The sequence below is a fragment of the Bacillus sp. (in: firmicutes) genome, assembly GCF_031983925.1.
GTDB classification, from domain to species: domain Bacteria; phylum Bacillota; class Bacilli; order Bacillales; family Bacillaceae_G; genus Bacillus_A; species Bacillus_A pacificus.
In genome coordinates, this window is record NZ_DALYZR010000002.1 from 498,281 (window position 1) to 522,868 (window position 24,588).

Consider the following 24,588-nt stretch of genomic DNA (forward strand, 5'->3'; position numbering starts at 1 on the left):
CTAGTTCATATACCCATTCACTAATTAATAACATCTTTCTTTTGTCATCTTGTATTTCTCCTCTGAAGCATCTATACGTCTCATCGTCCCGTTATTTGTATCAGTACCAATTGCTTTAACCTTACTTTCCTTTTCTTTAACCCACGCAATTTGTTTCGTTTTTAATGACTGAAATGCATCAGGGGACATCGTATTTTTTAATGTACTGTAAATTTCATTTAGTTTATTATCCCACAGTTCATAATTTCCTTCTATTTCATTTACTATGTCATTTGTTGACATGACATTTGTATGTTTTTCTTGGTTTTCTAGAGCCGCTAACTCATTTAAAACCTTACTTTTACCTACTGCTGACGAAGTTTCTTTTTTAGTCTGCTTCTCTTCTTTAGAAGTAGCATGCGTACTCATGTTATTTTCCTTAATGTTTTCGTGTTCTTGACTACTATTTTCTTTCGCTTCTTTTTCCTGCTTTTGCTCATCTAAATTATATGTAATAACCGATGTTTTTGCATCCACAGCTATTGATCTAGTATTTTCTTTAAAAATATATTTTTTGTCACCACTGTTTTCTTCTTTAACAAAATCGACATTCTTAAAGCCTCGAATTTTCAGAAACTCACTAGCTTCTTCCTTCGTAAGTTTTAAATCTCTCGGTGTATGCGATGACCATTTATCCATTAACCATTTTCCATCTTTATAAACGAAAATAAACTCCCATATCTCTGCTTCATTTCCCATATCATTTGAAGGTATAATCGTTTCAATCGTTAAATTTTTATCTTTCTGTGTATACGTTAATCTCATTTCTGGTTCAATATTAATAGGGAATGGCAACATATCTGTCTCTCTAGATCTATTAAATGTTTCAAGCGAATTAGGAAGCTGGTTCTCTACAAATTTTTCTGTAACTAATCCCTTAACTCCTTTTTTCGCTGTCGCCAAATCTCCAGGGTTATTTCGACTCCATCCATTTTCTTTTTCCATCTCACTAAATGCATTTGCTATTGCATCTACACTCTTTCTTACAATCTTTTTCGCTTCTTTTTCTGTCACTTCCGGCGCTTCATCAAGCTGTTCAATCGTTTCATTTGCTTGAGCTTTGATTTCACTTTTTTCACACCCTGTTACAACTAGCATACTAGCAGCGAAGCAAAATGACATGACTTTACTTAATTTCTTCATATACTCACATTCCTTATTCCTATTTATTCGTTACGCACCTTTATCTACAAGAACACATAACGACCTCTTATTATACCAATTATCACCATTTATTTATACAAAAAATATAATATTAGAATTGAAAGATTATAATATGCAAGTTTACATTACTGTATAAATTTTTTACATCCTCATTTTATATTTGTCTAGTTTTTTTGACACAAAACTCCCTCTTCTCTTTTATTGTCAATAAGTATATTGGCACAATTTTTGCTTTATTAAATATAAAAAGGAGGCATTAAAATGAATATAAGAATAACTAATATCCAAAAACAACTACATAAGTATGGAATTGACGGGTTACTTATTACAAAAAAAGAAAATCGTCAATATGCAACAGGCTTTACAGGTAGTGCTGGCGTCGTCTTAATCTCTGCGGATCAAGCTGTTTTCATAACAGATTTCCGCTATGTAGATCAAGCAAAATCACAAATACAAGATGCTGAAATTGTTATGCATAAAGGAAATTTAGAAAAAGAGATTGCACATCAAGTATCGAAATTAAACATTCAAAAACTTGGAATTGAAGAAAACAACATGACATTGCAACAATATAAAAACTTGCAAAAATACGTACATACGGAAATGATTCAAGTGTGCGAAATTATCGAAAGTATTCGTATCATTAAAGACACGCCTGAAATAGAAACAATGAAAATTGCAGCTCATATTGCGGACGAAGCATTTCACCACATTCTTACGTTTCTAAAACCGGGAATAAGTGAAAATGATGTACGAGATGAGTTAGAATTTTTCATGCGAAAAAAAGGAGCTACATCTTCATCATTTCAAATTATTGTAGCTTCTGGTGTTCGTTCTTCTCTTCCTCATGGCGTTGCATCAAATAAAATAATCGAGCGGAGCGACATCGTTACATTAGATTTCGGTGCACTTTACGACGGATACTGTTCCGATATAACACGTACTGTAGCAATCGGGGAACCATCAGAAGAATTTAAAAAGATATACAATATTGTACGAGAAGCATTAAAACGCGGGACTGAAGCGATTAAACCTGGAGAAACTGCAAAACGTATCGATGATATAACGAGAAACTACATTACTGAGCATGGATACGGTCAATATTTTGGACATTCTACTGGTCATGGTCTTGGATTAGAAATTCATGAACCTCTCCGCCTATCCCAAGAAAGTAAGGCTACTTTAGAAGAGGGTATGGTCGTTACAGTTGAACCAGGTATTTACATACCTAACTGGGGCGGTTGTAGAATTGAAGATGATATTGTCATTACAAAAGACGGATATGAAGTTATTACAAAATCAAATAGAGAACTAATTGTAATCCCTTGTTAATATTTTGAAATTTTCAACAGGATTTTTTCTCTGCACATAGAATGCCTTCTCTGGAGTATTCGTTTAAAGAGGGGGAATTGTAATTGAACTTTGTAATAGATAAAATCGATGGTTTACATCCTGAATTTTCCAAACTAGTTTCCATGATGAATTACGCTCGCTATACAACAATGCAAGCGGTGGAAGATTTAACAATGGAAGAACTTGATTATTTATATAATGGGGAAGCAAATTCAATCGGCATGCTATTATATCACATGGCTGCTGTTGAATTTTATTACCAGATTCATACTTTTGAAGACCGCGAACCAACGGAGGCCGAACTAGAAAGATGGTTACCTGGCCTCGAGTTAGAAGCTCTTGGACGTGAGAAAATAAAAGGAAACTCTATAGAATTTTATATTGATACATTACAAGAAGTACGTTCCAAAACAATTGAAACATTCCAATCGTTACCTGATGAATGGCTGTTTAAAACGACAGACTTTTGGTATGACAAACAAGCAAATAACTATTTTAAGTGGTTTCACGTATTTGAAGATGAAATCAATCATCGCGGACAAATTCGTTTAATTAAAAAGATGCAAAAAGCTCATTCAATAAAATGAGAAAGTGCCACCGAATAAGGTGGCACTTTTTTTATTCATTAGCAAATAACTTTTCATTTACTTTTTTAGCGACTAGCGCTACCACTATTAAAACACACATTAAATATAGTAATTTTGCAATAAATAACCAGCCTTGAAACATTACAATCCCATCTATTATTTCATTTCCCTTCAGTAACAAAAATGGAATCGTGCTAATTATAATAACAAACTCGATGCTGAAAATAATTTTCTTTTTTCGGCTGTATGCTTTCCACTCGTCCCAGCGATACATAGGAGCAAAAACCAACACCCCTATACATAATATAACTGGCACCCATGCACTGTTAAGAAATTGTCCTGAAATAACTGATAATAGCAAACAAACGAGCACACCATAATACCCAATTTTCTCTCTCATTCATACTCCACCATTCTACTTTTCCTTTAATATGTAACTTGTTATCCTTATAACAATTCTTAGAAAAACAACAACTACAATGACAATATAAAGCCCCTTCGCAGAAGACATCCACTCTTGAAAAATAGACATTTTTTCCATTTGCTTCTGCCCTTCAATTAAAATAAATCCTACGAAAAATGAGCAAACAACAATGGTACCTATCATAATTCCGATATTTTTCTTACTATATTGTTTCATATCATCCCAGTTATATAACAGTACAAAAACAAATCCGAAAACAGGTATAATACTGATCCATTCATTGTTTGTAAACAAGTTTAAAATGATTAATAGACTACAAGATATAACGAATCCCCAAAATCCAATTTTTTTGTGCATAAGCCCTCCTTTAATTCCATTTTTAGGATTAATTGTATTGTAACATCCATTTATCATTCTTACCATTACAGTACATGAAATTTTACTTTTTCTTTTTCCTATACTCACATACTTTCACCGCTTTCATACAATAAACTACACGAATGCCTAAAGGATGTGAATGTTATGGGAGTTGAATTAACGCTATTACACGCTCTCTATGTTATTTGTTTACTCACCATTATTACCTTTTTTATTTTCCGAAAGGATACGACGATTATTTGTATCGTTTTTATCTTTTTATTAGCATTAACAGCTACAAGTTCTATCCCTCTTGCCATTAGCGGTATTTTTCAAAGTTTCATTTACGCTATTACTGAACTTTTACCAACTATATTAATCATTTCCATTATCGTATCAATGAGCAATCTACTCGTTCATACCGGCATAAATGATACGATGATTTCACCATTTACAAAGATGATTCGTACCCCTACCCTCGCCTACTGGATTATCGGCCTTTTAATGATGACAATTTCTTTCTTCTTTTGGCCTTCTCCAGCTGTCGCCTTAATGGGGGCTATTTTATTACCCGTCGCTGTACGCGTTGGCCTTCCGCCAATTGGAGTTGCCATCGCTATGAACTTATTCGGACACGGCATCGCCTTATCTGGTGACTTCGTTATTCAAGGTGCACCAAAATTAACAGCGGACGCTGCTGGTCTTCCTGTTTCTAGCGTTGTTTCTGCCAGTGTTCCTCTCGTAATTGTTATGGGCATTGTGACAACTTCCGTCGCATTTTTCTTCTTACGAAAAGAATTTCATACAGGATTATCTTCTATACAAGAATCTATTCCATCAACTGCGTCTTCTAAAACGCTCACTTCATTATCTCCTCAGACAAAAAAATGGCTCGCTATTTGTATTCCGATCATATATGCCATCGATATCCTTTGCATGATTCAATTTAAACTACAAGGAAGCGACGCAACTGCACTTATCGGTGGGACCACTGTTATTATGATTATCATCATTTCTCTCATCGCTTACAAAGGAAATGGACTAAATAAAACGACCGATTATTTTATAGAAGGGCTCCAATTTGGCTTTAAAATCTTTGGTCCAGTTATTCCAATTGCTGCACTCTTTTATTTAGGAGATAGCGGTTTTGTAAAAATTATCGGAGACTATTTACCGAAAGGTTCACACGGAATCATTAACGACTTAGGAATCGCTTTGTCTCAAACTGTTCCTTTAAATCAATATGTATCGGCAGGGACATTAACTATCGTTGGTGTCATTACCGGCTTAGATGGATCTGGCTTTTCTGGTATATCACTTGCTGGTTCCATTGCCAATCTTTTCGGAACAGCACTTGGCCATGGAACAGCTACATTAACAGCACTCGGGCAAATTGCAGCTATATGGACCGGGGGCGGGACGTTAATTCCTTGGGCACTTATTCCTGCCGCTGCGATTTGTAAAGTCGATCCATTTGAACTTGCACGTCGAAACTTTTTACCAGTTGGGATTGGCTTAATTGTCACCACGATCGTTGCGATATTTATTCTATAGCGTAAGCAAGTTTTCTTTTGCTTACGCTTTTTGCTTGTAAAATTCATCATGAATTATCAGTTTTCAAGAGGGATTCGTTATTACTTAGCGAAATTATATTAGGAGAGTAATTATTTCAAAACGTTTACGAGAAACAGATTACTTCCATTAGAAAAGGGGACATAACTATGAATGAATTGATTTTCGTCTTATTAATTTGTCCATTACTTATCTTTATCATTTCTATTGTTGGAACCTGCAAGACAAAAACGTATTACGTCATGCCGATTGTAACGTTTGCTAGTTTTTTAATAATAGGTGTTATCGCCTTTACTCCGAAGTTTTTCTTTTGGGTTGGCATGTATAGCATCTTCTCATTTATTGTTTCTTATATGACGCTATTGTTTGTGAGAGGGTATGAAGTTGTGGAAAACGCTAAATAGTTGCTAGCAAGGGGATCGTCATATGATTTTCTTTAATATTGATGGAACTTTACATTGAATTTATATAAAAAAGACGACCGCGTTCCCCCGCAGTCGTCTTTTTTCGTGTTACGCTGTGATCCAAGCTTCGTTAGCTGGATCTTTACGCCACTCTTGTAATTTTTTCGTTTCAGCTTGTCCGATCATACCTTTTTCTGCTGCAACTTCAGTTAATGCACTGTAGTCGCTTAAAGAATATGATGCTACGTTAGCTGCTTCTAGTTTTTCTTTTCCTGCTTCAAGCTCGTATGTGAAGATTGATACGATTCCTAATACTTCACAGCCAGCTTCGCGAAGTGCTTCTACACATGTAATTGCACTACCGCCAGTTGAAATTAAGTCTTCTACTACTACTACTTTTTGACCTTTTTCAGCTTTTCCTTCAATTTGGTTCCCTTTACCGTGACCTTTTGCTTTACTACGTACGTAGCACATTGGTAAATCCATACGATCGCTTACCCATGCAGCGTGCGCAATACCAGCAGTTGCTGTTCCTGCAATAACTTCTACAGTTGGGAAGTGCTCTTTAATTAACTCTTCTAATCCAGCTGCAATTGCTTGACGTACTTTCGGATAAGATAAAGTTAAACGGTTATCACAATAAATTGGTGATTTCATACCTGAAGACCATGTGAATGGATCATTCGGTTGTAAAAATACTGCTCCAATTTCTAATAAATGCGATGCGATTTCTTTTTTCATACTGTTACACCTTCCCACTGTTGTTTTACTGTTTTATACGCTTCAAGCGGATTTTCTGCTTTTGTAATACTACGTCCAACTACGATATAGCTTGAGCCAAGTTCCCTCGCACGTTTCGGTGTTGCTACGCGCACCTGGTCATTTACATCATCGCTCGCAAGACGAATCCCCGGTGTTACTGTTACAAATTCATTTCCGCATACTTCACGTAGTTTTGGAACTTCAAGCGTTGAGCAAACAACGCCATCAAGTCCACTTTCTTTCGTTAGTTTTGCATAATGAGCAACCGCTTCTTCTAACGTTTTCTCAATGCCGATCTCTTTTTTCATCATAGCTTCCGAAGTGCTTGTTAGTTGTGTAACTGCAATACAAATCGGTCTCTCTTTTCCTTCTTGCTTACCTTCCTCTAATCCCTCAATCGCAGCTTTCATCATACTGCTTCCCCCAGCAGCATGAACATTTACCATATCAACATCTAGACTAGCTAGGCTACGCATAGCGCTTTTTACTGTATTTGGAATATCATGAAGTTTTAAATCTAGAAAAATCTTATGTCCTTTTTCTTTTAAGTACGTAATAATTGCAGGGCCTTCTTTGTAAAATAACTCCATACCAACTTTGACAAATAACTCTTCCCCTTCAAAGTGGCGCAAGAATTGTTCTACATCTTGTTTCCCTGGAAAATCTAGTGCAACGATTAACGACTGTGACATGTTTGCTTCCAGCTCCTTCCTTGACATTCCGAAATGTGATCAAATCCTAATTCATCTAGTAATGCTGGTAACTCTTCAATAATTGTCGGACATACGAACGGATCGATAAAGTTCGCTGTACCTACTGCAACTGCGCTTGCGCCAGCGTAGAAGAATTCGATTACATCTTCCGCTGTTTCAATGCCACCCATTCCGATAATTGGAATGTTAACCGCTTGGCTTACTTCATGTACCATACGAATTGCTACTGGCTTAATCGCAGGACCTGATAATCCGCCTGTACGGTTTGCTAAAATTGGTTTAGCTGTTTTTAAATCTAGACGCATACCAAGCAATGTATTAATCATCGTTAAACCATCTGCACCTGCATTTTCAATCGCTTTTGCAATTTCCACAATGTTTGCCACGTTCGGTGACAACTTCACGTATACAGGTACTTCAGAAACCTCTTTTACTCGCTTCGTTAAATCAGCAGCAATTTCAGGATTTGTACCAAAGGCGATACCACCTGTTTTTACGTTTGGACAAGAAATATTTAATTCCAGTGCATGGACATTAGGCGCTTTAGAAATTTCCTTTGCAACCGCTACGTAATCCTCAGCTTGTGAACCTGCAACGTTTGCAATGATTGGAAGGTCAAATTGTTCTAACCATGGTAATTCAGAATTCATTACTTTTTCTAATCCTGGGTTTTGAAGTCCGATTGCATTTAACATGCCGCCCGGTGTTTCAGCAACACGAGGCGTAGGATTTCCATAGCGTGGTTGTTCTGTCGTCGCTTTAATCATGATTGATCCTAGTACACTTAAATCGTAAAACTGTGCATATTCACGACCAAACCCAAAGCATCCAGATGCTGGTATAATTGGATTTTTTAATGATAATCCCGGTAATTCAACTTGCAATCTGTTCATAGTACAACCTCCCCGATTGGAAATACTGGTCCGTCGCTACACACCTTCTTGTAAGAATGTCCACTTGGATCTTCTTGTAAGTGGCATACACATGCGAAACAAGCTCCAATACCACAGCCCATACGTTCTTCTAATGAAATATAGGCTTTTTTCTCTTTGTAACGTCCTTCTAATGCACGAAGCATCGCTAACGGACCACATGAATAAAGAATATCAAAGTCAATTCCGTAATGATCAATTACATCTGTGACAAATCCTTTTGTACCGTGTGTACCGTCTACTGTCGCAACGTACGTATCACCAAGTTCTGCAAATTTTTCTTCATAGAAAACTACATCTTTCGTTTGAAAACCTAAGATGTGAATCACACGTACACCTTTTGCAACGAGGCGCTGTGATAATTCATAAAGTGGTGGTACACCAATCCCCCCGCCTACTAGTAAAGCTGTTTGACCAGCTTCTGCTTCTTCTACAGGAAAACCGTGTCCTAATGGTCCTAATACATCTACCATTTCACCTTGTTTTCTAGTTGCTAATGTTTTTGTCCCTTGTCCTTCCGCACGATATAGCATTGTAAATTCGTTCTTCTCTTGATCTACATTACAAATACTAATTGGGCGGCGCAGAAGGGGCGCAATGCCCTCTGCTACCTTAATGTGTACAAACTGCCCTGGTTCGTTCATTTGCTGTACTAAAGTTCCTTGAAGCACTAATTCGTAAATGTTCTTTGCGATTTCTTTTTGATTAACGACGATCATATTTTGCTTTTGCATCATGCATGTACCACCTCGTGACGCTTTGTTTGCGTAATTTCTTTCATTGAATGAGCTGAGAATGTCATAGATTCTAATACTCGTAAGATTGCTCTCGTTGTATCAAGTGATGTTAAGCAAGCTACACCATTTTCTACTGATTCACGGCGAATGCGGAAACCATCACGCGCTGGTTGTTTGCCTTTTGTTAATGTATTGATTACAAACTGTGCTTTTCCTTGGCGGATAATATCTAGTAAGTTGTAGTCCTCAGAATCAATTTTGTTTACAACTTGTACTGGGATATTTTGCTCTGTTAACGATTGTGCTGTTCCAGCTGTTGCTAATAAGTTATAGCCGATTTCATGGAAACGTTTTGCAATTTCCATCGCCTCTTCTTTATCTTTATCCGCTACAGTAATGATTACTGATCCGTGCGTTGGGATGTTAATTCCAGAAGCAACTAATCCTTTATATAATGCTTTTTCAAGCGTTAAATCTTTACCCATTACTTCCCCTGTTGATTTCATTTCAGGTCCTAATGTTGTATCCACTGAGCGTAATTTCGCGAATGAGAATACCGGAGCTTTTACATATACTTCTTTCTCTTCTGGGTGATAACCCGTTCCGTATCCTTGCTCTACTAGGTCTTGCCCTAGAATAACTTTCGTTGCAACGTTTGCCATTGGTACACCTGTAATTTTACTTAAGAATGGTACTGTACGGCTCGCACGTGGATTTACTTCAATTACGTACACTTGATTTTCGAATACGACAAACTGGATATTTAGTAATCCAACAATGTTTAATCCTTTTCCAAGTGCAATTGTATGTTCAATAATTTGTTCTTTTAATTTTTCAGATAAGCTTTGTGGTGGATATACTCCAATTGAGTCACCAGAGTGAACTCCAGCGCGTTCAATATGTTCCATAATACCTGGAATGAATACATTCTCACCGTCTGAAATTGCATCTACTTCAATTTCTTTACCGACCATGTAACGGTCGATTAATACTGGGTGATCTGCGTGAACTTTAACTGCATTTTTCATGTAGTGCAGTAGTTCTTCTTGACGATATACGATTTCCATCGCACGTCCACCTAGTACGTAAGATGGTCTTACTAACACTGGGTAACCAATTTCTTCTGCGATTGCTACCGCTTGTTCTACAGTCGTTGCTGTTTTACCAACTGGTTGTGGGATACCAAGTTTTGTTAAAGCAGCTTCGAATTTATCACGATCTTCTGCACGGTCTAAGTCTTCAAGTGATGTTCCTAAAATCTTCACACCATGTTCTTCTAATTTCGCCGCTAAGTTAATCGCCGTTTGTCCACCAAACTGAACGATAACACCTTCTGGCTTTTCTAAATCGATGATGTGCATTACATCTTCAATCGTTAATGGTTCAAAGTATAATTTGTCAGAAATACTGAAGTCTGTTGAAACAGTTTCTGGGTTATTGTTAATGATAATCGCTTCATATCCAGCTTCTTTAATTGCCCATACTGAGTGAACTGTTGCATAGTCAAACTCAACACCTTGACCAATGCGGATCGGACCAGATCCTAGAACTACTACACTCTTACGATCTGTTACAATTGATTCGTTCTCCTCAGCGTATGTGCTGTAGTAATACGGTGTTGCAGATTCAAACTCTGCCGCACAAGTATCTACCATTTTGAATACTGGCGTCATATTATTTTCTTTACGCATATCGTAAATTTCGCGCTCCGTTTTGTTCCAAGCTGCTGCGATGTAGTGATCGCTGAAGCCCATTTCTTTTGCGGTTTGTAGTACTTCCATATTTCCTACATTCGCTTTTACTTCGCGTTCCATATTTACGATATTTTCAACTTTTTGTAAGAAGAAGAAGTCCATTTCACACCATTCGTTAATCTCTTCTTTCGTTACACCTTGACGAATTGCTTCTGCTACGATAAACAGTCGCTCATCATCTGCTTTAATAATGCGTTTTTTCATTGTTTCTTTATCAAGTTCTTTTAAGTGGTCTAATTCTAAGTGATAAATGCCAAGCTCTAAAGAACGAACCGCTTTTAATAATGATTCTTCTAAGTTACGTCCGATTGACATAACCTCACCAGTTGCTTTCATCTGCGTTCCAAGTGTTCTGTTCGCTGATTCAAACTTATCAAATGGCCAGCGTGGAATTTTTGAAACAACATAGTCTAATGCTGGCTCGAAGCAAGCGTAAGTTTTTTGTGTTACTGGGTTTACGATTTCATCTAATGTTAAGCCGACTGCAATTTTCGCTGCTAATTTCGCAATTGGATATCCAGTTGCTTTAGATGCTAATGCAGATGAACGACTTACACGTGGGTTTACTTCGATTACATAGTATTGGAAGCTATATGGATCTAGTGCAAGCTGAACGTTACATCCACCTTCAATTCCTAGTGCACGAATAATTCGTAATGAAGTATTACGTAACATTTGGTATTCACGGTCGCTTAGCGTTTGGCTCGGTGCTACAACGATAGAATCACCTGTATGAACACCAACTGGATCGATGTTTTCCATGTTACATACTACAATCGCGTTATCATTTGAATCACGCATTACTTCATATTCAATTTCTTTACAACCAGCAATACTTTTCTCTAATAAACATTGTGTTACTGGGCTATGTTTTAAACCACTTGTTACGATTTCAATTAACTCTTCTTCGTTATGGCAAATTCCGCCGCCCGTTCCGCCTAATGTGAATGCTGGACGAACGATTACTGGATAACCAATTTCGTTTACAAAGCTATATGCTTCATCAAGGTTATGAATGATTTCACTTGGTGGTGTTGGTTCATTTAAATCTTGCATTAATGTACGGAATAAATCACGATCTTCCGCTTGCTCGATTGCTGACAATTTTGTTCCTAAAATTTCAACTCCGCACTCTTCAAGTACGCCTGATTTTGCAAGTTCAACAGCCATGTTTAAACCTGTTTGACCACCTAATGTTGGTAAGATTGCATCTGGACGTTCTTTACGAATGATTCGGCTTACGAATTCTAATGTTAAAGGCTCAATGTATACTTTATCTGCTGTTGCAGTATCGGTCATAATTGTTGCTGGGTTAGAGTTAACAAGGATTACTTTGTAACCTTCCTCTTTAAGAGATTGACAAGCTTGTGTACCAGAGTAGTCAAACTCCGCTGCTTGCCCAATTACAATTGGTCCTGATCCGATTACTAAAATTGTGTTAATGTCTAGGCGTTTTGGCATAACTCTTCCCCTTCTTTCTTGAAGTTTTCAATCATTGTTAAGAAATCTTCGAATAAATCATTTGCATCTTCTGGTCCCGCTGAAGCTTCTGGATGGTATTGTACTGTAAATGCTGGGAACTTCTTATGACGAAGACCTTCTACTGTGCCATCATTTAAAGCAACATGTGTAATTTCAAGTTCTGTATTTTCAACTGATTCTTCTTCTACTGCGTAACCATGGTTTTGAGATGTAATTGCTACTTTTCCAGTTGCAAGATTTTTTACTGGATGGTTTAACCCACGGTGGCCGAATTTTAACTTACTTGTATTCGCACCAGATGCTAGAGCGAACAATTGATGTCCTAGACAAATTCCGAATAAAGGAACTTTACCGATAATGTCTTTTAACATTTCAATTGCTTCTGGTACATCTTTTGGATCCCCAGGTCCGTTACTTAGCATAATCCCATCTGGGCTAAGGCGTAAAATTTCTTCAGCTGTTGTATTGTAAGGAACTACAATCACATCGCAATCACGTTTATTTAATTCTCTTAAAATACCATGTTTCATACCGAAGTCTACTAGTACAACGCGATGTCCGCGGCCTGGGCTTGGGTATGGATCTTTCGTTGATACGCGTTTCACATGATCTGTAAATACTGTCGCTTTTAATTGGCTCACGATGTATTCTACATCTGCATCCATATTACAAAGGCGTCCGCGTAATGTACCGTATTGACGAATTTTTCTCGTTAATTTTCTCGTATCAATCCCTGCTAATCCTGGGATGTTTCTTTCTTTTAAGTAGTCATTTAACGAAATTTCATTACGGAAGTTTGATGGGTGATCACAAATTTCGTTTACGATTAAACCATTTACAGATGGGTGAATCGATTCAAAATCGTCACGGTTGATGCCGTAGTTTCCGATTAATGGGTACGTGAATGTTACAATTTGACCGCAATATGATGGATCAGATAATGTTTCTTGATATCCAGTCATTCCTGTTGTAAATACAACCTCACCTGACTTTTCGATTTCTCCTCCGAAACCTGTTCCAATTAATACTGTTCCATCTTCTAAGATAAGTTGTCTTTTCATACTAATGCACTCTCCTTTTGCCATGCGATCTTACCACCAACGATTGTCATTACCGGCCATCCTTGGCATTTCCAACCTGCGAATGGTGTATTTTTTCCTTTTGATAAGAATGTTGTTGGGTCAATCTCTTCTTCTTGTTCTAAATCAATAATTGTAATATCAGCTGCTCTACCTTCTTTCAGGCGACCTGCTTCTAAGCCGAATGTATCAGCTGGCTTTTCTGTTAAGAATTGAATTAATTGTTCTAATGTAATAATTCCTTTTTTCACAAGGTTTGTGTATAAAAGCGGGAATGCTGTTTCAAAACCAGTAATTCCGAATGGTGCTCTTTCAATTCCTTGTGCTTTCTCTTCTGCTGTATGCGGTGCATGATCAGTTGCGATCATATCGATTGTTCCATCTAATAAACCTTCAATTAATGCTGCGTGATCTTCTTTTCCACGAAGCGGTGGGTTCATTTTAAAGTTAGGGTCAGCTGATGGGATATCATCTTCACATAACACTAGGTGATGAGGTGTTACTTCTGCTGTTACTTTAATTCCAGCGCGCTTTGCATCACGGATTACACGTACAGAGCCTTTCGTACTTACGTGACATACGTGATAGTGACAATCTGCCGCTTCAGCAAGCAGTATATCCCTTGCAATATGTACAGATTCACATACTGATGGGATACCGTTTAATCCGTGTTTCTCAGAAAACTTCCCTTCATGTACACAACCTTTATTAATAAGAGTATTCTCTTCACAGTGCGCAACTACTGCCATATTTAATTTCGCTGCACGTTTCATAGCAGCTAACATCATGCTAGCATCTTGTACGCCTACACCGTCATCAGTGAAAGCAAATGCTCCAAGTTCTTTTAACGTTTCGAAATCTGTCATTTCAGAACCCGCTTGACGTACTGTAATTGCTCCATATGGTAATACGTTAACATGCGCTTTTTCTTTAATACGATTTTGTAAGTCTTCCATATGTTCTCTGCAATCTGGTACTGGGCGTGTATTTGGCATTGCACAAATTGTAGTGAATCCACCTTTTGCCGCTGCTAGTGTACCTGTTTCAATTGTTTCTTTATGTTCACCACCTGGTTCACGAAGGTGTACGTGTACATCTACTAATCCAGGTGCAATTAACTTTCCGTTCACATCGATTACTTCAGCATTATCTGCCGTAATATTTTCTGCTACCTTAGCGATTTTACCGTCTTGTACGAGAAGATCCGTTGCTACGATTTTTCCTTCTTCATTCATATAACGACCATTTTTAAACAAGTAATTCATGTTTCATTCCTCCTAATACATTTGGTAAGGCGCGTTTTAGTACAGCCATTCTTACGTAAACTCCATTTTCCATTTGTTTAAATATGCGTGAACGCTCACACTCAACAAGTTCACTTGCAATTTCAACATCTCGGTTTACAGGAGCTGGATGCATAATAATGCTTCCTTCTTTCATACGCTGTTCTCTTTCCACTGTTAATCCGTGTTTCTCATGATACTCTTTCATAATGTCTGTTTCATAATGATCATGACGCTCATGTTGTACACGAAGTAACATCATTACATCCACTTCTGGAACAAGCTCATCTAATGGTTTGTATGTTCCAAATGTGTTGTCTTCATCTTTCCACTCTTCTGGACTTGCGAAGTAAATTGTTGCACCCAGTTTCGTTAATGCTTCTGCATTCGAACGTGCTACTCGGCTATGACGAACATCTCCTACTATCGCAATCTTCAATCCTTCAAATCTTCCAAACTCTTGTTTAATGGTAAGAAGGTCGAGTAAGCACTGCGTTGGGTGGTTCCCACATCCATCTCCAGCGTTTAAGATTGGAATATTCACCTGATCTTTTAGTTCATCGAAGTAGCGATCTTGCTCGTGGCGGATGACCACTGCTTTTGTTCCGATTGATTCTAGTGTTCTTATCGTATCGTATAATGTTTCTCCTTTTTGTACGCTAGATGCATCAGCTGAAAAGTTTAAAACATCAAGTCCTAATCTCTTCTCAGCAACTTCAAAGCTAAATCTTGTTCTCGTACTATTCTCAAAGAACAAGTTCGCAACAAAAGTTTGCTCTGTCGTTTTGCTTTCTTTCCCATTCGCAAAATCTTCTGCGTCTTTTAGGATTTCTGAAATTTCTACTTCGGATAATTCACTCATCGTTAACAAATGGCTCATCGTCATCCCTCATCTTTCTGATTTTTATGTTACCACTTTTGTATTTTTATAACAACCTCTGCATAAAAATACCCTAGTCGTGTGAGACTAGGGTGCAAGAAAGAAGCCACCCTTTTCGGTCTCACAGGACTGAATTAAAAGGTTATTATTATGAAGCAATCTGCTTAGATTGTTTTATTTGTTTCGTTTCCGGTAGTAGTAAATTTAGCAGTACACCTACAATTGCTGCTAGTGCCATTCCTTCTACTTGGAATGATTCTCCTACGTGAAGTACCGCTCCACCAATACCGATTACTAGTATTACTGATGCAATCATTAAGTTTCGTTTGTCACTTAAATCTGTTTTATCGTCTACCATCATACGTAATCCGCTTGATGCGATTACACCGAATAGTAAGATTGATACACCACCCATAACTGGTGTTGGTATCGAATGAATCAGTGCAGAAATCTTACCGATAAATCCGAACATGATTGCGAATACGGCTGAACCGATGAATAAGTATACACTGTACGCTCTTGTAATTGCTAGCACACCGATGTTTTCACCATACGTTGTATTCGGTGGTCCACCGATTAGTGATGCGATTAATGTTGCTACTCCATCACCGAAGATTGAACGGTGTAAACCAGGTTTTTCAATTAAATCTCTTTTAATAACATTTCCTAGTACAATTTGGTGTCCGATATGTTCTGAAATTGTTACTAGTGCAACTGGTACCATCAAGAGTACGATCTTCCATGAAAACTCTGGTGTGTATGTTACAAATGGTACTGTGAAATCTGGTACAACAAACCATTTTGCCTCAGCTACCGGCTTTAAGTCTACTAGCCCTTGGAAGTAAGCGAAAATATATCCGCCGATAATGCCAAGTAACACTGGTATGATACTGAAAAATCCTCTTCCGAATATTGAGCATATAATTGTAATTGCTAATGTTACTAATGCTACTGAAAAGTGTGTAAAGCTATATTTGCCATCCGCACCATTCATCGCCATGTTTACTGCTGTATGTGCTAAAGCTAGACCGATTACCATTACTACTGGACCAACTACGATTGGTGGTAGTAATTTCATAATCCACTTTGATCCTGATTTCTTAATTCCGATTGAGATTAAGATATACACAAGCCCTGCTAGCAACCCACCAAGCATTGCTGCTCCCGGTCCACCTGCCGTTTTTGCTGTTATAATCGGTGCGATAAAGGCGAATGATGATCCTAGATAGGCAGGTACTTGACCTTTCGTTATAAGAAGAAACGCTAACGTTCCTAATCCACTTGATATTAATGCTACTGACGGATTCAATCCTGTTAAAAACGGAACAAGCACTGTTGATCCAAACATCGCGAACAAATGTTGTATACTTAAAAATAACCATTTTCCCGGTTTCGGTACTTCATTAACGTCTAACACTGGCTTTTGTTCCATTGTTACATCCTCCTTCAGTTTAAATCTTTGCAATAAAAAAACTCTTTGTGCCTGTGCACAAAGAGTCCTACACTTTCGTATGCCAAATTTGACATATGAAAGCCAAGACCCTTTGGCAGCCTCACAGGACTACATTTAAAAGGGCTTTACTTATCGTATATGCTTACTCGATCTTGTTGATCTGTCTCTTGCAAATCAACTTCGATACGCTCTTCACTTGATGTTGGAATGTTCTTTCCTACATAATCAGCGCGAATTGGTAGTTCACGATGACCTCTATCAACAAGAACCGCCAATTGGATTTGTGATGGTCTACCTAAATCCATCAGAGCATCCATTGCTGCTCGAACTGTTCTGCCTGTATATAATACATCATCTACAAGGATAACTTTTTTCTTCGTAATATCTACAGGGATATCAGAACCTTTTACAAGTGGTTCTTTATTTTTCGATTGTAGCGTTAAATCATCACGATATAACGTAATGTCTAGCTCTCCAACTTCTATTTCTTTTCCTTCAATTTGACCAATTCGTTCTGCCAAACGTTGTGCAATAAAAATTCCACGAGTTTTAATTCCGACAAGAACACAATTATCGACACCTTTATTTCGTTCCACGATTTCATGACTAATTCGTGTTAAAGCGCGGCGAATCATTTGGTCATCTAAAACGACAGCTTTCTCTTGCATGCTCTACACCTCCAAGCTTTTTTCTTGCGTGAGAGTAATGGTATAAAAAAAAGTCCTCTCAGCGTGTGCGAGAGGACTTTTGAAAAAGGGTATAGCATACCCTATGCATTTCAAACCGTTACCTTCTCAACCTCACGGGGCTGTGTTAAAGGATCATTATTTAACTGTTGTCAGTATCTCAGTTTTCTTATGATTTGTCAATACTATTTTCGTAAAATATTTAATGCGTCTTCAAACACTTCTGGAATCGGTGCCTCAAACTGAATATATTCACCAGTGCGAGGATGATCAAATCCTAAAATACCTGCATGAAGTGCTTGTCCGTTCATATCTAACGTTTTCTTTGGTCCATACTTTGGATCTCCTGCAAGTGGATAGCCAATATATTTCATATGAACACGAATTTGATGTGTACGCCCTGTTTCTAAGCGACATTCTACAAGTGTGAAATCTTTGAATCGCTCTAACACTTGGAAATGCGTAACAGCATGCTTACCATTTTCATCAACCGTCATACTTTGACGTTCTTTCTTATCACGAGCAATCGGAGCATCAATCGTTCCCTTATCGTGCGGAATGACACCGTGTACAATCGCTTTGTAACGTCTCGTTACTGTTTTTGCTACAAGTTGATTTACAAGTGATTCGTGTGCCATATCATTTTTAGCAACCATTAATAGACCTGACGTATCCTTATCAATACGATGCACGATACCTGGACGCATCACACCATTAATGCCTGATAAGTCTGTACAATGGTGCATAAGACCGTTCACAAGTGTACCACTTGTATGACCTGGTGCTGGATGTACAACCATACCACGCGGCTTATTAACAACAAGTACATCTGCATCTTCATAATAAATTTCTAAGTTCATATCTTCTGGCTGAATATCTAACTCTTCTGGCTCAGGAATCGTCACTGTAATTTCATCATTTTCTCTAACTTTATAATTCCCTTTTACAGCTTTTCCATTAACTGTAACAACGTCATCTTTAATCCATTGTTGTACTTGTGTACGTGACCATTCATTATTTATTCCTGCAACGAATTTATCAATTCGCTCATTTTTTTGTTCTTCTGCAACTGTTACTTGTACTACTTCACTCATTCAATTACTCCTTCGTTTTCTTGCCTTCTAATAATGTTTGAATAATAATTAATACAACACCAATACATAATGCTGAATCAGCGATATTGAATACTGGATAGTTGTACGAGAAAATATACACGTGAATGAAATCCACTACTTCTTGTCTAAATACACGATCAATAAAATTACCAATTGCTCCGCCTAAAATTAGACCTAATGAAATTCCTAGAAGCTTGTCTGTTTTTGCATATTTTTTCATATAAAATACGATAAATGCTACAAAAACGACTGTAATAATGTAGAAAAACCACATTTTATTTTCTAAAATGCCCCAGGCAGCTCCTCTATTTCGATGTGATGTTATGTATAATACATTATCGATAATCGGAATGCTCGTACCCAATTCCATGTTCTTTACAATTAGCCATTTCGATATTTGATCGATGGCAATGACAAATAACGCTATTACATAATATATCATTTTCATTTCCCCCACAAAGACAGTGTACCTCAAAATTTTAGCATAGCTGCAACCTTTTCACAATGAACCTTTATAGAAGAATAAAATAAATAAAAAAAAGGTAATATAATATCGTTGTGCCCATTCATACATTTACTTTTTCATAGAAAAATTCATGAATGGTACGTGCAGTCGGCATCGTTTTCATTTGTTTTACCGACATTACTCTCCCTGTTTCTTCACAAATACCATACATATCTATTTCCATTTTAAATAATGCACGTTCTACATCTTTTAAATCCTCTTTTATATCATGTAATAATAGTTTTTTCTTTATCTCTTCCTTCATTTCATACCCAAGCTCTTCGCTAAACTCTGTATTATATTTGTACATAACCTCTTTAGCTAGCCTCTCTTGTAACTCTTTTCGCATCAATTGCAATTCTTCTTTGATTTCCATATACATTTCATTCACGTGTACATTCCTCCCAGTTGCAATGTACGATTAGTGTGTCCGAAATTTATATGCTTACCTCTCACACATTTTTCCTTCATAGGAAAGAGAGTGAAAGTTATTTCAATATACTGTTAACCAAAAAATGACTGCACTTTACGTGCAGTCACCCCTTATTATTTTACATAATTTTCTTTAACAACCGTTGCACAACGCTCACATAATGTTTCATGTTCAGCATCTTTACCAATTGTTTCTGAAACTACCCAACAGCGTTCACATGTTTCACCAGTTGCTTGAGCAACAACAACCGCTGTATGTTCATACTTCGGTGCATCTGCTGGCGCTTCTTCCATCATGCCACCAAGTTTGTACTCAGAAACGATGAATAATTGCTTTAAGTCTTCGTTAATAGACTCTAACATAGCTTTCATTTCTGCAGTTGGATATAGCGTAATGCTTGCATTTAATGACTTACCGATTACCTTTTCATTACGAGCCACTTCTAACGCTTTTAATACGTCATCACGCAATGTCATAAATGCATCCCATTTTGTTTTTAATGCTTCTGCACCATCTAATTGTACAGCTTCTGGCATATCAGTTAATTGTACACTTTCTTCTGTTACACCCGGAATGTATGGCCATACTTCATCAGCTGTATGCGGTAAGATTGGTGTTACAAGTTTCGTCAATGCAACAAGAACATCATATAATACAGTTTGAATTGCACGACGATCTTCATGGTTCGCACCTTCAATGTATAAAATGTCTTTTGCAAAGTCTAAGTAGAATGAACTTAAATCAATTGTACAGAAGTTATGAATTGCATGATATACAGCAGCGAAGTCGTATGTCTCATATGCTTCTTTTACTTTTGTAATTAAGTCATTTAATTTCACTAACATGTAACGATCTACTTCACGAAGTTCAGCTACAGCTACTGTATTTTCACTTGGCTTAAAGTCGTCTAAGTTTCCTAATAAGAAACGGAATGTGTTACGGATTTTACGATACACTTCTGCTACTTGTTTTAAAATATCATCCGAAATACGTACATCAGATTGATAGTCAACAGAAGATACCCATAATCGTAAAATATCTCCGCCTAATTGATCCATAATTTTCTTCGGTACGACGATGTTTCCAATCGACTTACTCATTTTACGTCCTTCACCATCTAATACGAAACCATGGCTTAGTACGCCTTTATATGGCGCTTTTCCTGTTACAGCAACTGCTGTCGATAATGAAGAGTTAAACCAACCACGATATTGGTCAGATCCTTCTAAATATAAATCTGCTGGACGTTGTAAGTCATCGCGCTCTTCTAATACCGCTTGGTGAGAAGAACCTGAGTCGAACCATACATCCATGATGTCTGTTTCTTTACGGAATTCACCATTTGGGCTACCTGGATGTGTAAATCCTTCTGGTAATAGATCTTTCGCTTCACGCTCAAACCATACGTTAGAACCGTGTTCACGGAATAAATCAGCTACATGGTTAATTGTTTCATCCGTAATGATTGGATCACCATTCTCAGCATAGAATACAGGAATTGGCACACCCCATGCACGTTGACGAGAAATACACCAGTCACCACGGTCACGAACCATGTTATGAAGACGAGTTTCGCCCCATGCTGGTACCCATTTTGTTTCCGCAACAGCTTCTAATAACTCTTTACGGAATGCTTCAATAGATGCAAACCACTGTGCTGTTGCACGGAAAATAATAGGTTTTTTCGTTCTCCAATCATGTGGATATGAATGCGTAATGAATGTTAGCTTCAGTAATGCGCCTACTTCTTCTAATTTTTCTGTAATTGGCTTGTTAGCTTTATCATAGAATAAGCCTTCAAATCCAGGTGCTTCCTCTGTTAATACACCTTTATCATCAACTGGGCAAAGTACTTCTAAGCCATACTTTTTACCAACAATAAAGTCATCTTCCCCGTGTCCTGGTGCTGTATGAACACAACCTGTACCTGCATCTGTTGTTACGTGATCTCCTAGCATAACTAATGAATCACGATCGTAGAATGGATGCTTCGCAACTGTATACTCAAGCTCGCTACCTTTTACTGTTTTCACAACTTCAGCGTTTTCCCACTCTAACGTTTTTGCAACTGTCTCAAATAGTTCAGAAGCAATAATATATTTTTCATCATTTACTTTTACAATAGCGTATTCAAGTTCTGGGTGAACAGAAATACCTAAGTTTGCAGGCAACGTCCAAGGCGTTGTTGTCCAGATGATGTATTTCTCATCACCTTCTAATACGTTCTTTCCATCTTTTACAGGGAATGCTACGTAAATAGATGCAGATTTTTTATCTTGGTATTCAATTTCAGCTTCCGCTAAAGCTGATTCACTCGTTGGTGACCAATAAACTGGTTTTTGTCCTTTATAGATATAACCTTTTTTCGCCATATCACCAAACACTTTAATTTGTTGTGCTTCATAAGCTGGCTCTAAAGTAATGTATGGGTTATCCCAATCAGCACGTACACCTAAACGCTTAAATTGCTCACGCTGACGTTCTACTTGTTCATATGCATACTCTGCACATAACTTACGGAACTCAGCAACTGTCATTTCTTTACGCTTTACACCTTTATTTGTTAAAGCTTGTTCAATTGGTAAACCGTGTGTATCCCAACCTGGGACATATGGTGCACAGAAACCAGTCATTGATTTATAACGAACGATAAAGTCTTTTAATACTTTATTTAATGCATGTCCCATATGAATGTCACCATTCGCATATGGAGGTCCATCATGCAGTACAAATAAAGGACGACCTTTCGTATGTTCTTGTACCTTTTCATAAATATTCATTTCCGCCCACTTTTCTTGCATTGCAGGCTCACGTTTTGGTAAATTCCCACGCATCGGGAACTCTGTTTTTGGCATTAGTAATGTATTTTTGTACTCCATGCTCAATTCCTCCTTACATGTATAAAAGAAAGACCTAAAAAACGGAATAAAAAAGAGACTTTCTCATCCCAAAAAGGGACGAGAAAGTCTCCCGCGGTACCACCCTAGTAGATCCTATACGTATGTATACAATCCTCTTTATATTCTTAACGCGAATATACGCCTACGCTTACTCTATTTGTTCAGCGCGGAACTCCAGGGTGATATTCCCATTATCTCCTTATCCTGAGCTTACACCATCCTCAGTTCGCTATATAAGGTATGAAAAAGGTACTTATCCCTATCTTCGTTTTTCTTAATAAATATGTTGTTTAAAATTATATGTAATAATGAGAAAAACGTCAAGCTTACACTGTTTCTTCTTTTTTCAACAGCTCGTCTACTTCGTCTTCTAACTCAATTAGTTTATCCCAATCATCGTTGTTTAACATTTCAAGCTGTGTTTCTAATAACATACGGAAACGAGTGCGGAATACTTTCGCTTGTTTCTTTAGCTCTTCAATATCAAAAGCAACTTTTCTTGATTTTACTAAAGCTTCGTTAATAATACGGTCTGCATTCTTTTCAGCTTCACGTACAATTAATTTTGCTTCTTTTTGCGCATTACGTTTTACTTCTTCCGCTGCTTCTTGTGCAACAACGATAGATTTGTTTAACGTATCTTCAATATTAGAGAAATGATCTAACTTCCCTTCTAATTGCGCAACTTGTTCTTCTAAAGCTTTTTTCTCACGAATGACTAATTCATAATCTTTGATAATTTGATCAAGAAACTCATTTACTTGATCCTCATCATAGCCACGGAATCCGCGACCAAATTCTTTGTTATGAATATCTAATGGTGTTAACGGCACAACGCCACCTCCAAGTAGTTATCTAAATTTCCTCTTTCAATTATATCTTTTCTTCGACAAAATAGGAGGATTTCCTTCTAAAAAACCAATCATTTTAGTATACCATACAAAATTCTCCATTTGTCGCGCTTTGTTCTACCTTCTACAGAAAACAATTTACTGCGTCCATGTCCTCTCACTGAAAAAACATCTCCTGGATAACATTCATAAGAGGTTTGCTCCACTGTTTTCCAATTCACTTTTACTAAACCATTTTTTATGAAAGGTTGTACTTTTTGCCTAGATATATGTAACATTTCAGCTAACATAACATCTAAACGAAGTGAAGAAACTGTTCCGGATTTCTCCCCCCACGTTTCTTGTATCTGTAGAATTTTTTCCCCTTGCACTGGTGATAAGGAGACTTTCACTTTTCCTATAGATTGTAAGTTCATCTCAATATAAGATACAACTTCTTTCGCGACTACAATTTGGGCACGATCTTCTTGAAGCAAAATATCACCACATTTTTCTCTCGTTAAACCGAGAGACATAAATGTACCTAATATTTGCCTATGCTCTAGCGTATAAAACTTGGAAGGATAGTCAATTTCCAATACTTCTACTTGAAATTCCTCTTCATTTACTACTAGATAGTCCGGATAAATGAGTGCTCTTTTGCGCTCTGCTTGAGACGTTGCACCATCAAACTGTACAGCAACATCTCCTTGTCCTATTACCATCGTGACAATTTGTTGTTGTCTTGGATCAAGAAAGTCTGTTAACTTCACTTGATGGTACTCCGCTGCTCGCTTCCACTCTAACACTTTATCCACAAAGACCACTTCATCAGGTCTAAAATGCTCGTAGATGCTCATACATATAACCTCTTACTATAAGAAATAGCCGAATAAACTTACCAAGCCATTTGTCGCAAGTCTTAAAGCAAAGATCGCAACGAGTGGCGAAATATCAATCATACCAAGCGGCGGAATAAATCTGCGAAATGGTTCTAAATATGGTTCACAAATACGCGCAAGAAACTCTCCGAAAGTTGATTCCTTTGCACCTGGGAACCATGATAGGAGAATGTAAATAATAAGTGCCCACGAGTAAATCTCGATAGCATAAACTAAAAGTCTTAAAACGGTTTCCATGGCGT

At 37.4% G+C, this 24,588-nt stretch carries 24 protein-coding genes and 1 other annotated feature; of the genes, 4 read left to right on the plus strand and 20 right to left on the minus strand.

Annotated features, from left to right (window positions below; translation table 11 throughout):
- Positions 1 to 24 precede the first annotated feature (24 nt).
- Positions 25 to 1,182, minus strand: a complete 1,158-nt coding sequence (locus RTP99_RS08490) for a lysozyme inhibitor LprI family protein (RefSeq protein WP_000736513.1) — start codon at positions 1,180 to 1,182, stop codon at positions 25 to 27.
- A gap of 282 nt (positions 1,183 to 1,464) precedes the next feature.
- Here RTP99_RS08490 and RTP99_RS08495 point away from each other — a divergent pair, with 282 nt between their 5' ends.
- On the plus strand, positions 1,465 to 2,535 hold the full coding sequence (locus RTP99_RS08495; RefSeq protein WP_001026203.1) for a M24 family metallopeptidase: 1,071 nt from the start codon (positions 1,465 to 1,467) through the stop codon (positions 2,533 to 2,535).
- Positions 2,536 to 2,618: 83 nt separating this feature from the next.
- Positions 2,619 to 3,143: a DinB family protein gene (locus RTP99_RS08500; RefSeq protein ID WP_001012020.1), complete on the plus strand. Its 525-nt coding sequence runs from the start codon at positions 2,619 to 2,621 to the stop codon at positions 3,141 to 3,143.
- A 31-nt stretch (positions 3,144 to 3,174) separates the two neighbouring features.
- Here the strand turns inward: RTP99_RS08500 and RTP99_RS08505 are convergent, their stop codons facing one another.
- Both RTP99_RS08505 and RTP99_RS08510 read right to left on the minus strand, forming a co-directional pair.
- A complete protein-coding gene (locus RTP99_RS08505) occupies positions 3,175 to 3,543 on the minus strand; it encodes a YoqO family protein (RefSeq protein ID WP_001208269.1) in 369 nt (122 codons plus the stop codon).
- Between the two features lie 15 nt (positions 3,544 to 3,558).
- Complete coding sequence (locus tag RTP99_RS08510) at positions 3,559 to 3,990, minus strand: YoqO family protein (protein ID WP_170932381.1); 432 nt, start codon at positions 3,988 to 3,990, stop codon at positions 3,559 to 3,561.
- A gap of 99 nt (positions 3,991 to 4,089) precedes the next feature.
- Between RTP99_RS08510 and RTP99_RS08515 the strand changes: the two genes are divergently transcribed.
- Positions 4,090 to 5,478 carry a membrane protein gene (locus RTP99_RS08515; protein ID WP_000537896.1) on the plus strand — a complete coding sequence of 463 codons (1,389 nt, stop codon included), beginning with the start codon at positions 4,090 to 4,092 and terminating at the stop codon, positions 5,476 to 5,478.
- A 167-nt stretch (positions 5,479 to 5,645) separates the two neighbouring features.
- The gene (locus RTP99_RS08520) at positions 5,646 to 5,900 is read left to right on the plus strand and encodes a YbeF family protein (protein WP_001003925.1); all 255 of its coding nucleotides are present in this window, start codon (positions 5,646 to 5,648) and stop codon (positions 5,898 to 5,900) included.
- Between the two features lie 108 nt (positions 5,901 to 6,008).
- Here RTP99_RS08520 and pyrE read toward each other — a convergent pair whose 3' ends face one another.
- The 17 genes from pyrE to RTP99_RS08605 form a co-directional block, all read right to left on the minus strand.
- A complete protein-coding gene (gene pyrE, locus RTP99_RS08525) occupies positions 6,009 to 6,641 on the minus strand; it encodes an orotate phosphoribosyltransferase (RefSeq protein ID WP_000711446.1) in 633 nt (210 codons plus the stop codon).
- Positions 6,638 to 7,354, minus strand: coding sequence for an orotidine-5'-phosphate decarboxylase (gene pyrF, locus RTP99_RS08530; RefSeq protein WP_000083496.1), 717 nt, complete (start codon positions 7,352 to 7,354; stop codon positions 6,638 to 6,640). The genes pyrE and pyrF overlap by 4 nt, the downstream gene beginning before the upstream one ends.
- Positions 7,339 to 8,268, minus strand: coding sequence for a dihydroorotate oxidase B catalytic subunit (gene pyrD, locus RTP99_RS08535; RefSeq protein WP_001081057.1), 930 nt, complete (start codon positions 8,266 to 8,268; stop codon positions 7,339 to 7,341). Before pyrD ends, pyrF begins: the two co-directional genes overlap by 16 nt.
- Entirely contained in the window at positions 8,265 to 9,044 is a 780-nt protein-coding gene (gene pyrK / locus RTP99_RS08540) for a dihydroorotate oxidase B electron transfer subunit (RefSeq protein WP_000983358.1), read from the minus strand. Before pyrK ends, pyrD begins: the two co-directional genes overlap by 4 nt.
- Positions 9,041 to 12,259: a carbamoyl-phosphate synthase large subunit gene (gene carB / locus RTP99_RS08545; protein WP_001126114.1), complete on the minus strand. Its 3,219-nt coding sequence runs from the start codon at positions 12,257 to 12,259 to the stop codon at positions 9,041 to 9,043. The genes pyrK and carB overlap by 4 nt, the downstream gene beginning before the upstream one ends.
- On the minus strand, positions 12,244 to 13,341 hold the full coding sequence (locus tag RTP99_RS08550; RefSeq protein WP_000828682.1) for a carbamoyl phosphate synthase small subunit: 1,098 nt from the start codon (positions 13,339 to 13,341) through the stop codon (positions 12,244 to 12,246). Before RTP99_RS08550 ends, carB begins: the two co-directional genes overlap by 16 nt.
- Positions 13,338 to 14,624: a dihydroorotase gene (gene pyrC / locus RTP99_RS08555; RefSeq protein WP_001108372.1), complete on the minus strand. Its 1,287-nt coding sequence runs from the start codon at positions 14,622 to 14,624 to the stop codon at positions 13,338 to 13,340. The genes RTP99_RS08550 and pyrC overlap by 4 nt, the downstream gene beginning before the upstream one ends.
- Positions 14,608 to 15,522 (minus strand): aspartate carbamoyltransferase, encoded by a 915-nt coding sequence (gene pyrB / locus RTP99_RS08560; protein WP_000018853.1) that lies wholly within the window; start codon positions 15,520 to 15,522, stop codon positions 14,608 to 14,610. The genes pyrC and pyrB overlap by 17 nt, the downstream gene beginning before the upstream one ends.
- 148 nt (positions 15,523 to 15,670) lie before the next feature.
- Entirely contained in the window at positions 15,671 to 16,954 is a 1,284-nt protein-coding gene (uraA, locus tag RTP99_RS08565) for a uracil permease (protein ID WP_000435920.1), read from the minus strand.
- 146 nt (positions 16,955 to 17,100) lie between these two features.
- Entirely contained in the window at positions 17,101 to 17,643 is a 543-nt protein-coding gene (gene pyrR, locus RTP99_RS08570) for a bifunctional pyrimidine operon transcriptional regulator/uracil phosphoribosyltransferase (protein ID WP_001156487.1), read from the minus strand.
- A gap of 203 nt (positions 17,644 to 17,846) precedes the next feature.
- Positions 17,847 to 18,755, minus strand: a complete 909-nt coding sequence (locus RTP99_RS08575; RefSeq protein ID WP_000005838.1) for an RluA family pseudouridine synthase — start codon at positions 18,753 to 18,755, stop codon at positions 17,847 to 17,849.
- 4 nt (positions 18,756 to 18,759) lie between these two features.
- A complete protein-coding gene (lspA, locus tag RTP99_RS08580) occupies positions 18,760 to 19,218 on the minus strand; it encodes a lipoprotein signal peptidase LspA (protein WP_000642177.1) in 459 nt (152 codons plus the stop codon).
- Between the two features lie 124 nt (positions 19,219 to 19,342).
- A complete protein-coding gene (locus RTP99_RS08585) occupies positions 19,343 to 19,672 on the minus strand; it encodes a TraR/DksA C4-type zinc finger protein (protein WP_001004667.1) in 330 nt (109 codons plus the stop codon).
- 155 nt (positions 19,673 to 19,827) lie between these two features.
- The gene (gene ileS2 / locus RTP99_RS08590) at positions 19,828 to 22,593 is read right to left on the minus strand and encodes an isoleucine--tRNA ligase (protein WP_000455925.1); all 2,766 of its coding nucleotides are present in this window, start codon (positions 22,591 to 22,593) and stop codon (positions 19,828 to 19,830) included.
- 71 nt (positions 22,594 to 22,664) lie between these two features.
- Positions 22,665 to 22,889: a binding site (T-box leader), on the minus strand.
- A gap of 51 nt (positions 22,890 to 22,940) precedes the next feature.
- A complete protein-coding gene (divIVA, locus tag RTP99_RS08595; protein ID WP_001131612.1) occupies positions 22,941 to 23,447 on the minus strand; it encodes a septum site-determining protein DivIVA in 507 nt (168 codons plus the stop codon).
- Positions 23,448 to 23,536: 89 nt separating this feature from the next.
- Entirely contained in the window at positions 23,537 to 24,304 is a 768-nt protein-coding gene (locus tag RTP99_RS08600; RefSeq protein ID WP_000029727.1) for a YlmH family RNA-binding protein, read from the minus strand.
- A gap of 15 nt (positions 24,305 to 24,319) precedes the next feature.
- Positions 24,320 to 24,583 (minus strand): YggT family protein, encoded by a 264-nt coding sequence (locus tag RTP99_RS08605; protein ID WP_000450921.1) that lies wholly within the window; start codon positions 24,581 to 24,583, stop codon positions 24,320 to 24,322.
- Between the last annotated feature and the right edge of the window lie 5 nt (positions 24,584 to 24,588).

Coding starts and splice junctions, on each gene's coding strand:
- lspA (WP_000642177.1), bottom strand. CDS start 19,218: ATGATATATTATGTAATAGCGTTATTTGTCATTGCCATCGATCAAATA.
- RTP99_RS08605 (WP_000450921.1), bottom strand. CDS start 24,583: ATGGAAACCGTTTTAAGACTTTTAGTTTATGCTATCGAGATTTACTCG.
- pyrB (WP_000018853.1), bottom strand. CDS start 15,522: ATGAGCCATTTGTTAACGATGAGTGAATTATCCGAAGTAGAAATTTCA.
- RTP99_RS08490 (WP_000736513.1), bottom strand. CDS start 1,182: ATGAAGAAATTAAGTAAAGTCATGTCATTTTGCTTCGCTGCTAGTATG.
- RTP99_RS08495 (WP_001026203.1), top strand. CDS start 1,465: ATGAATATAAGAATAACTAATATCCAAAAACAACTACATAAGTATGGA.
- carB (WP_001126114.1), bottom strand. CDS start 12,259: ATGCCAAAACGCCTAGACATTAACACAATTTTAGTAATCGGATCAGGA.
- RTP99_RS08600 (WP_000029727.1), bottom strand. CDS start 24,304: ATGAGCATCTACGAGCATTTTAGACCTGATGAAGTGGTCTTTGTGGAT.
- RTP99_RS08575 (WP_000005838.1), bottom strand. CDS start 18,755: ATGAGTGAAGTAGTACAAGTAACAGTTGCAGAAGAACAAAAAAATGAG.
- pyrR (WP_001156487.1), bottom strand. CDS start 17,643: ATGCAAGAGAAAGCTGTCGTTTTAGATGACCAAATGATTCGCCGCGCT.
- pyrD (WP_001081057.1), bottom strand. CDS start 8,268: ATGAACAGATTGCAAGTTGAATTACCGGGATTATCATTAAAAAATCCA.
- pyrC (WP_001108372.1), bottom strand. CDS start 14,624: ATGAATTACTTGTTTAAAAATGGTCGTTATATGAATGAAGAAGGAAAA.
- RTP99_RS08510 (WP_170932381.1), bottom strand. CDS start 3,990: ATGGTAAGAATGATAAATGGATGTTACAATACAATTAATCCTAAAAAT.
- RTP99_RS08550 (WP_000828682.1), bottom strand. CDS start 13,341: ATGAAAAGACAACTTATCTTAGAAGATGGAACAGTATTAATTGGAACA.
- RTP99_RS08505 (WP_001208269.1), bottom strand. CDS start 3,543: ATGAGAGAGAAAATTGGGTATTATGGTGTGCTCGTTTGTTTGCTATTA.
- pyrE (WP_000711446.1), bottom strand. CDS start 6,641: ATGAAAAAAGAAATCGCATCGCATTTATTAGAAATTGGAGCAGTATTT.
- RTP99_RS08515 (WP_000537896.1), top strand. CDS start 4,090: ATGGGAGTTGAATTAACGCTATTACACGCTCTCTATGTTATTTGTTTA.
- pyrK (WP_000983358.1), bottom strand. CDS start 9,044: ATGATGCAAAAGCAAAATATGATCGTCGTTAATCAAAAAGAAATCGCA.
- uraA (WP_000435920.1), bottom strand. CDS start 16,954: ATGGAACAAAAGCCAGTGTTAGACGTTAATGAAGTACCGAAACCGGGA.
- RTP99_RS08520 (WP_001003925.1), top strand. CDS start 5,646: ATGAATGAATTGATTTTCGTCTTATTAATTTGTCCATTACTTATCTTT.
- pyrF (WP_000083496.1), bottom strand. CDS start 7,354: ATGTCACAGTCGTTAATCGTTGCACTAGATTTTCCAGGGAAACAAGAT.
- ileS2 (WP_000455925.1), bottom strand. CDS start 22,593: ATGGAGTACAAAAATACATTACTAATGCCAAAAACAGAGTTCCCGATG.